General features: G+C 32.9%; 4 protein-coding genes. All 4 read left to right on the top strand.

Annotated features, from left to right (window positions below; all coding sequences use genetic code 11):
* Positions 1-231: 231 nt before the first annotated feature.
* The 4 genes from EK417_RS16310 (at position 232) to EK417_RS21740 (ending at position 6,183) form a co-directional block, all read left to right on the top strand.
* Complete coding sequence (locus tag EK417_RS16310; RefSeq protein ID WP_136522757.1) at positions 232-2,799, top strand: hypothetical protein; 2,568 nt, start codon at positions 232-234, stop codon at positions 2,797-2,799.
* Between the two features lie 396 nt (positions 2,800-3,195).
* Positions 3,196-5,247 (top strand): leucine-rich repeat domain-containing protein, encoded by a 2,052-nt coding sequence (locus EK417_RS16305; RefSeq protein ID WP_168802016.1) that lies wholly within the window; start codon positions 3,196-3,198, stop codon positions 5,245-5,247.
* Between the two features lie 374 nt (positions 5,248-5,621).
* Positions 5,622-5,753, top strand: coding sequence for a hypothetical protein (locus tag EK417_RS21590; RefSeq protein ID WP_262709825.1), 132 nt, complete (start codon positions 5,622-5,624; stop codon positions 5,751-5,753).
* Between the two features lies 1 nt (position 5,754).
* Positions 5,755-6,183, top strand: coding sequence for a leucine-rich repeat domain-containing protein (locus tag EK417_RS21740; RefSeq protein WP_136522766.1), 429 nt, complete (start codon positions 5,755-5,757; stop codon positions 6,181-6,183).
* Positions 6,184-7,154 lie beyond the last annotated feature (971 nt).

The raw sequence follows: 7,154 nt of genomic DNA, 5'->3' as shown, positions 1-7,154 counted from the left end.
TTTTATTCAATATGCTTTTGTAAAAGATATTATGAAAACCGTCTTTGATTAGTTAAAGATTTAATGTTATTTGAGGTAATATTCCATACCAGTAAAGTATGAGATATTGCTGATTAAAGGCAAAAGTTAGTAGCTAATCAAAATGTTTGCTTAAGCAGAAGAGAGAAAATGTTCTGTCTAAAGATAGGAAACATATTAAAATGCTTTTTAAACATTAAAAAAAATATAATTATGCAAGAAATTAAGAATCAAGAAACCCTATTTAATGAGGCATTAAAAGCTTTGTATCCGGATATAGAAGAGCAAAATAATGTCATAAGTAATTTAATGAATGCAAATTTAGATTTCACTACTACCACCAGAAACAGTTTTGACAATAATGATAATCGTGAAGGGGTTGCAGAGAAAAAAGGTCCAATGAATTTTATAAAAGATTTTTTCAGTATGGTTCCTGTTGGTAATAATTTTGAACTGGATGTATATGGTTCTACCGCTAGAAATCTGCTTACCAAACTGTATGATCCTACTATCCCGATTGAAGTTAGACTTGAAAAGCAGAAAGAAATAGCGAATTCTTTGCGAGAGCTTGAAGCCCCGTTTAAAGAGTATCTGGAGAAAGAGAAGGTTGCTGAGCTATTAAACCAAGGACAAGAATTATCGAAGGAAAATTATTATCAGATACAAAGGTTGGCAATGATTAAGGAAATGAGCCAACTGAAACAACTGCCACAAAATCATAAGATAGAAGCAGTGCATGCCTTGGCGAACTTAGTTTATTCCTATGATCTTTTAGATAAGAAACCTCAGAAATCGGGTATTAATGTTAGATTTATGGAAAGGGTATATACAGAAGACGACGACTACTTGTTACCTATAGAACCCTTAAAGCCAATATCAGGATATGAAGATTTTGGTTTTAAGACTTTAGAATCTTCTCTAATTGATGAATTTATTGAAAAATTTTCAAATAAGAGCATAGAATATGAGGAGTGGGATGAATCGATGGATGGATATCCTGAAATCATGTTTCATTCATTGGATGAAGTAGATATGAAGGAAATGACAGACAATTATATATCTAGATTGGGATTACAAAGCGATTATACTTCACTAGAACGCAATGAATATATCAGAGAATATATAGAAGATCTGAGCAGTGATAGAGGTAGTGATATTGATAGTGATGAAACGTTAGATTGGCAGGAACAGCTAGCACGTAATTTTGATAGAGGATATAAAAAGACATTAAGTAAATTGTATCCAGATTCTGAAAATCAGAAACAGATGAAAGATATCATAGAATCGTTAGATACTTCTGATTTGGCAGATGTTACCAGTATAGGGTCTCCCAAAAATGTAATAAAAGAATTTTTGAGTAAGCTATCTTTGGATACTACTGAAGATCTTGATTTATATGGTTCTACCGCTAAACAGCTGATATCCCAACTGCATGATAGCGATATTTCAGTTGAAGACAGAAGGAGTATGCTGACGGGAATAGCGACTGCTCTGGGGGACTGCTCCACTCCGGTTAGAGATTATTTGATGGCAAAGAATGTTGCAGAGCTCTTAAAGTCAGAAAAAAATGGAACAAGTTTATCGCCTAAAGAAGAGCACATAATAGAAAGGCAGGCTTTGATTGAGGATATGGGTAAAATAGGTAGTTTGAATAAATTAGATGTTAAAGGCGATACAATAGAGTCGATAAATACCTTGGCTAACTTAGTTTATTCGCAAAAGCATGTTGAAAAATTTTTTAAAGATAATAAAGGGAGAATTAAACCAGATGCTGAACAGAAATTTAATGAATTTAAAAGTAAGATAAATGTTACTCATGAAAGAAATCTACCTTCGACTTCAAAAAATATAGAATTTGGTTTTAAAACGTTAAAAACTGGTTTATTTGATGAATTTATTACGAAGTATACTAAGGAGGCTGAAGATAAAAGTGTTCGTATTTTGAATGAGGAAAAGCTAAATGAAATAACAGAAAAATATAAAGAAAAGGCTTTGGAACCTAACAATAATCTTCTTGAAACGACACGGTATCAGTATTACGGGATGTATGAAAAAGAAATTAAGGGGCTTATTAATAATAGCGATTTAATAAATAATACTGATCAAGCAGCATTAAAACTATTAGATGAAATATCTGAAAAACAGACATATTTTAAGAATTTGCTAGAAAAAATTACTACGGAAGAATCAATAAAACAGACATACACAGATTTTTTATCGGAACAAGAGAGTAAAATTAATAATTTTCTAAGTGTACCTAATACCCAAAATGTTCAGGCAGGCGCAGGGGGAACAACAGAACCAATTTCTTTACAACAGTTAGAGTTAATAGAAAATCCCGTTATTAATAATGGGAATCCTCCGGTGTCTGCCCAATCTAAAACAGCGGGACAGGGACCAGTATCGACTTCTTCAGAATCCCAGTCTCAACCTCAGGCAGGGTCAACGGAGAATAGGGATCATCACATGGCAATTACCCAAACTGAAACAGAGAGAGGGAAAACTGGTGAGCTTCTTCAGAAGACACCTCCCCAAAATCAACCTCAGGCAGCGGGACAGGGACCATTATCGACCTCTTCAGGATCCCAGTCCCAAACTCAAACAGCGGGAGGGGAAAATAATAGTCTTTTTCGGATGACATTGCCCCAAAATCAACCTCAGGCAGCGGGACAGGGACCATTATCGACCTCTTCAGGATCCCAGCCTCAAACTCAAACAGCGGGAGTGGGAATAGAATCGGATCCTTTAGCACCTCCGCCTACAAAAAGACCACGCCATTAAAAAGAGAGTCCGGCGAGCGGTATGGATCTCAATGAATACTATGGAAAGATATATAAATCCTAAGAAGTAGGAATTATAAGAAACTAGTACTCTAAAATATCCATTTTAGAGTACTAATTTATAGTTTATTATAATGAGATTATTTTATTCAATATGCTTTTGTAAAAGATATTGTGGAAATCGTCTTTTATTAGTTAAAAATTAATGTTAATTCTATTAATATTTTATACAGGTAGAGTATTAGATATTACGGATCATACGCAAAATTTTGTTATAATCAAAAAAATTTACTTAATCAGAAGAGAGAAAATGTTCTGTATAAAGATAGTAAACAGATTGAAATACTTTAGATTAATAAAACTTTAAAAATACTTTTTAAACAAAAAAATTATGGTTATGAATAAACAACAATTAAAAGAACTTAGCAGAAGAATAGAAGAGGCTAAGAAGCAAGAGCAGCAAGAAAAGAGGTTAGATTTGTCAGGGTTATCTTTAAATAACGAGGCTTTACTTAGAGCGATGTCTGAAATAGAGAAGATTTCGGGTATGACGGAACTTGATTTAGGTGGCAACAATCTTAATAAATTACCTAGCAATATATTCACCCTAATAAATCTTAAGAGATTGAAGTTAGATAGGAATAAATTTACAGATCTTCCTGAAGAGTTTGAATTATTGGATAATCTTGAAAAATTAGATGTAAGTCACAACAGACTTTTGTACCTACCTGACAAGATTGGTCGTTCATCAAACCTTAAAGATCTGAATGTTTCAAACAATGAACTCTTATTTCTTCCTGACTTATCAGGATTTAGAAAACTCGAACGTTTAGATTTAAGTAATAACCGTTATCTTATGAAATTACCTGAAGAGATTGGTAATCTATCAAAACTTACCAAACTGAATGTAATTGGAACTGGAATTGAAGATATTCCTGAAGACCTTAAATTATTGAACAATCTCGAAAGAGCAGAAGTAGGTTTAAACAAACTTTTTGACGAACCTGAAGAGATTGATAATCCATCAAACCTTAAAGCTCTGAATTTTTCAAATAATGAACAACAATTAAAAGAACTTAGCAGAAGAATAGAAGAGGCTAAGAAGCAAGAGCAGCAAGAAAAGAGGTTAGATTTGTCAGGGTTATCTTTAAATAACGAGGCTTTACTTAGAGCGATGTCTGAAATAGAGAAGATTTCGGGTATGACGGAACTTGATTTAGGTGGCAACAATCTTAATAAATTACCTAGCAATATATTCACCCTAATAAATCTTAAGAGATTGAAGTTAGATAGGAATAAATTTACAGATCTTCCTGAAGAGTTTGAATTATTGGATAATCTTGAAAAATTAGATGTAAGTCACAACAGACTTTTGTACCTACCTGACAAGATTGGTCGTTCATCAAACCTTAAAGATCTGAATGTTTCAAACAATGAACTCTTATTTCTTCCTGACTTATCAGGATTTAGAAAACTCGAACGTTTAGATTTAAGTACCAACAATCTTAAGAAATTACCTGAAGATATTGGTAATCTATCAAACCTTACCAAACTGAATGTAAATGGAAATTTAATTAAAAATCTTCCTGAAGGCTTTGAATTATTGAAGAATCTCAAAGCATTAGATTTTAGGAAAAACCGGCTTTCAGATGAAGCATTTAATACTATTAAAGACATTACAGAAAAAATAAAGCAGGTACATCAAAAATCTGATTATACATTAAGGACTTTGTATCCGAATGATAAAGAGCTTGAAGAAATCAGACTTAAGATAGAGAATCCTGATTTAGGTTCCACTAGTATCACTATAGGGGACAAGAAAGTGGAAATATTTTCCAAAAATGTAGTAGAAGAATTTTTGAGTGAGATACCTTTGGGTACTCGTAGTGATATTTCTTTATATTATCTACCCGCTAAAGATCAGCTAATGAAAATGATTAATGACGACTCTAATCTCATTGATGTAAGAGATCTTACACTGAATAAAGTAGCGCAATCTCTGGCAGACGGTAATATTAAAGATTATTTGACGAGTGTGGATGCCGAACGCCGAAAGCTATATCCATTATCGGAATTACCAATTGAATCTGCTCAATCTCAGGCAGAGTCACAAGGAATTGGATCTGCCCCTTTAACATCTCAAAAAGTTTTGCGTAGAGAGTCAACAGAGGATAAGGATAGTCAGATGGCGGATGCCCAACTTCAAATAAAGGCACAGGGAACAGTATCGTCTCTTTCAGCGTCCCCTGTCTCTCCAAGTGAAACAGGGGTGAGTGTAAATGATAGGCTTCGTCAGATGACAATTGTCCAACTTCCAGCTCAACCTCAGGCAGATTCACAGGTAGCAGTATCGACTTCTTCAGTATCCACGTCTCAAGATGAACAAAAGGTACATATCAGAAACAACTCATCTAGCCAAGAGAACTCACCTAAGATTTTAAAAAGATAGTCCAGAGCGTTATGGTTCTCAACGAAGCCTAGGAAAAGATATATAGATTCTAATAAGTAGGAATTAGAAGAAATTAGTTCTGTGAAATATCCATTCTAGAGAACTAGTTTATAGTTTATTATAATTAGATTGTTTTTTTGTAAAACATATTGTGGAAACCATCTTTGATTAGTTAGAAATTAATGTTATTTTAAGTAATATTTCATACATGCAAAGTATGAGATATTGCTGATCAAAGGCAAAAGTTAGTAGCTAATCAAGAAGTTTGCTTAATCAGAAGAGAAAAAATGTTCTGTATAAAGATAGTAAATAGATTTGAATACCTTAGATTAATAAAATGTTAAAAATACTTTTTAAACATAAAAAATATGTATATGAATGAACAAGAATTAAAAGAACTTAGCAGAAGAATAGAAAAGGCTAAGCAGCAAGAACAGCAGGAAAAAAGCTTAGATTTGTCAGGGTTATCTTTAGATGAAATCTTTTTAGATAAACTGATGGAATGATATAGGGCAGATCCCTAATCTTACGGAACTCAATTTAAGTAACACCAGGCTCAGTAGCTTACCTGACAGTATTGGTTACCTATCAAACCTTAAAAATCTGAATGTTTCAAACAATAAACTTTTATTTCTTCCTGACTTATCAGAATTTGGAAATCTCGTACGTTTAGATTTGAGTAACAACCATGTTAAGAATTTAACTAGTAGAATTAGTAACCTTAGTAACCTACAAGCCCTTGAATATCTGAATGTAAGTGCAAATAAACTTACAAATCTTCCTGATACCATGTTAAATATGACAAATCTCGAAAGTTCGAATTTAAGTGATAACTCTCTTTCACCGGAATCACAAAATCTTGTGAATATTATTAATGCAAGAATAGATTATTTACCCAAAATGTTCACGAAGGCGCAGAGGGAACAACACAACTGATTTCTTTAATATCTCAAACAGAGTGACAGGGAACAGAATCGGCCTCTCCAGTATCTCCGTCTCAAAATCAACCAGCTTTACAGGGATCGTCAATAGAGAGGCCCATGAGTACTAATAGGTACAGTCAGATGACATCTGTTCAAGTTCAACCTCCACGTGTTCAGAGAGTAGAATAGCGTCCTCGATCGCCTCAACCTCAAGGTACGCAGTTAATAGAAGCGGTCCCTTTATCATCCCGTTCTCAACCGCCTGGACAACGACGTTAAAAAAGAGAGTCCGGAGAGTTGTTCGGTTCTCAACATAGACCAGGAAAAAGTAGATATAGACCCTAAGTAGAAGAAATGATTTCTATAAAGTATCAATTATAGAGAACTTGTTTATTCTACTTTAATAGGCTATAAGAAGTCTTGAATATGAAATTTTATTAAATTTTTTTCAATAATTTTTTTTGTGGCTTGAGATTCAAAAAAATCGTTGTTGGGGTTGCAAAAGTTTTGATATGATTTCCTAGTCGTTTTAAATGTAAAAATTGTGGCCTTTATTTTACTTCAGAGAATAAATCTGTTAGTCTAAAAAACAAAAAAACTTGGTTTAGAATTGTCGGGAAACAGACTTATGATCAGATTCAGCAGAATCGGTATATTTCATAAGTGCTTTTCAACGGCTTTTTCATTTGATGCTAAATAAGGCTGCAAAACTCAGTTACAGTCATAATAAGGAAGTTTATTTACTCATCGTTCCTATTTTTCTAATGTAATCTGTCTGGTTGTTTATAGATCTAGTATTTTAAAAGAAACAACAGTTCACAAGTTGGGATAAGTATTTGTAAATCAAATATTTAAATCATTTTTTTTTTTTTTTTTTTGAAAATTTATTTTATATTTGCATAGTAATTTAATGTTCTTACTAATAAAAAAAATTATCATAATATCAGTTTTATGAAAGTATAGCAATTTTTATTATTATTTAAC

Source organism: Chryseobacterium candidae (assembly GCF_004916905.1).
In the GTDB taxonomy this organism is placed as follows: Bacteria; Bacteroidota; Bacteroidia; order Flavobacteriales; family Weeksellaceae; genus Chryseobacterium; species Chryseobacterium candidae.
The sequence above is the reverse complement of the archived record's forward strand: the minus strand, read 5'-3'. Positions and strand labels throughout refer to the sequence as shown.

Coding starts and splice junctions, on each gene's coding strand:
- EK417_RS16310 (WP_136522757.1), top strand. CDS start 232: ATGCAAGAAATTAAGAATCAAGAAACCCTATTTAATGAGGCATTAAAA.
- EK417_RS16305 (WP_168802016.1), top strand. CDS start 3,196: ATGAATAAACAACAATTAAAAGAACTTAGCAGAAGAATAGAAGAGGCT.
- EK417_RS21590 (WP_262709825.1), top strand. CDS start 5,622: ATGAATGAACAAGAATTAAAAGAACTTAGCAGAAGAATAGAAAAGGCT.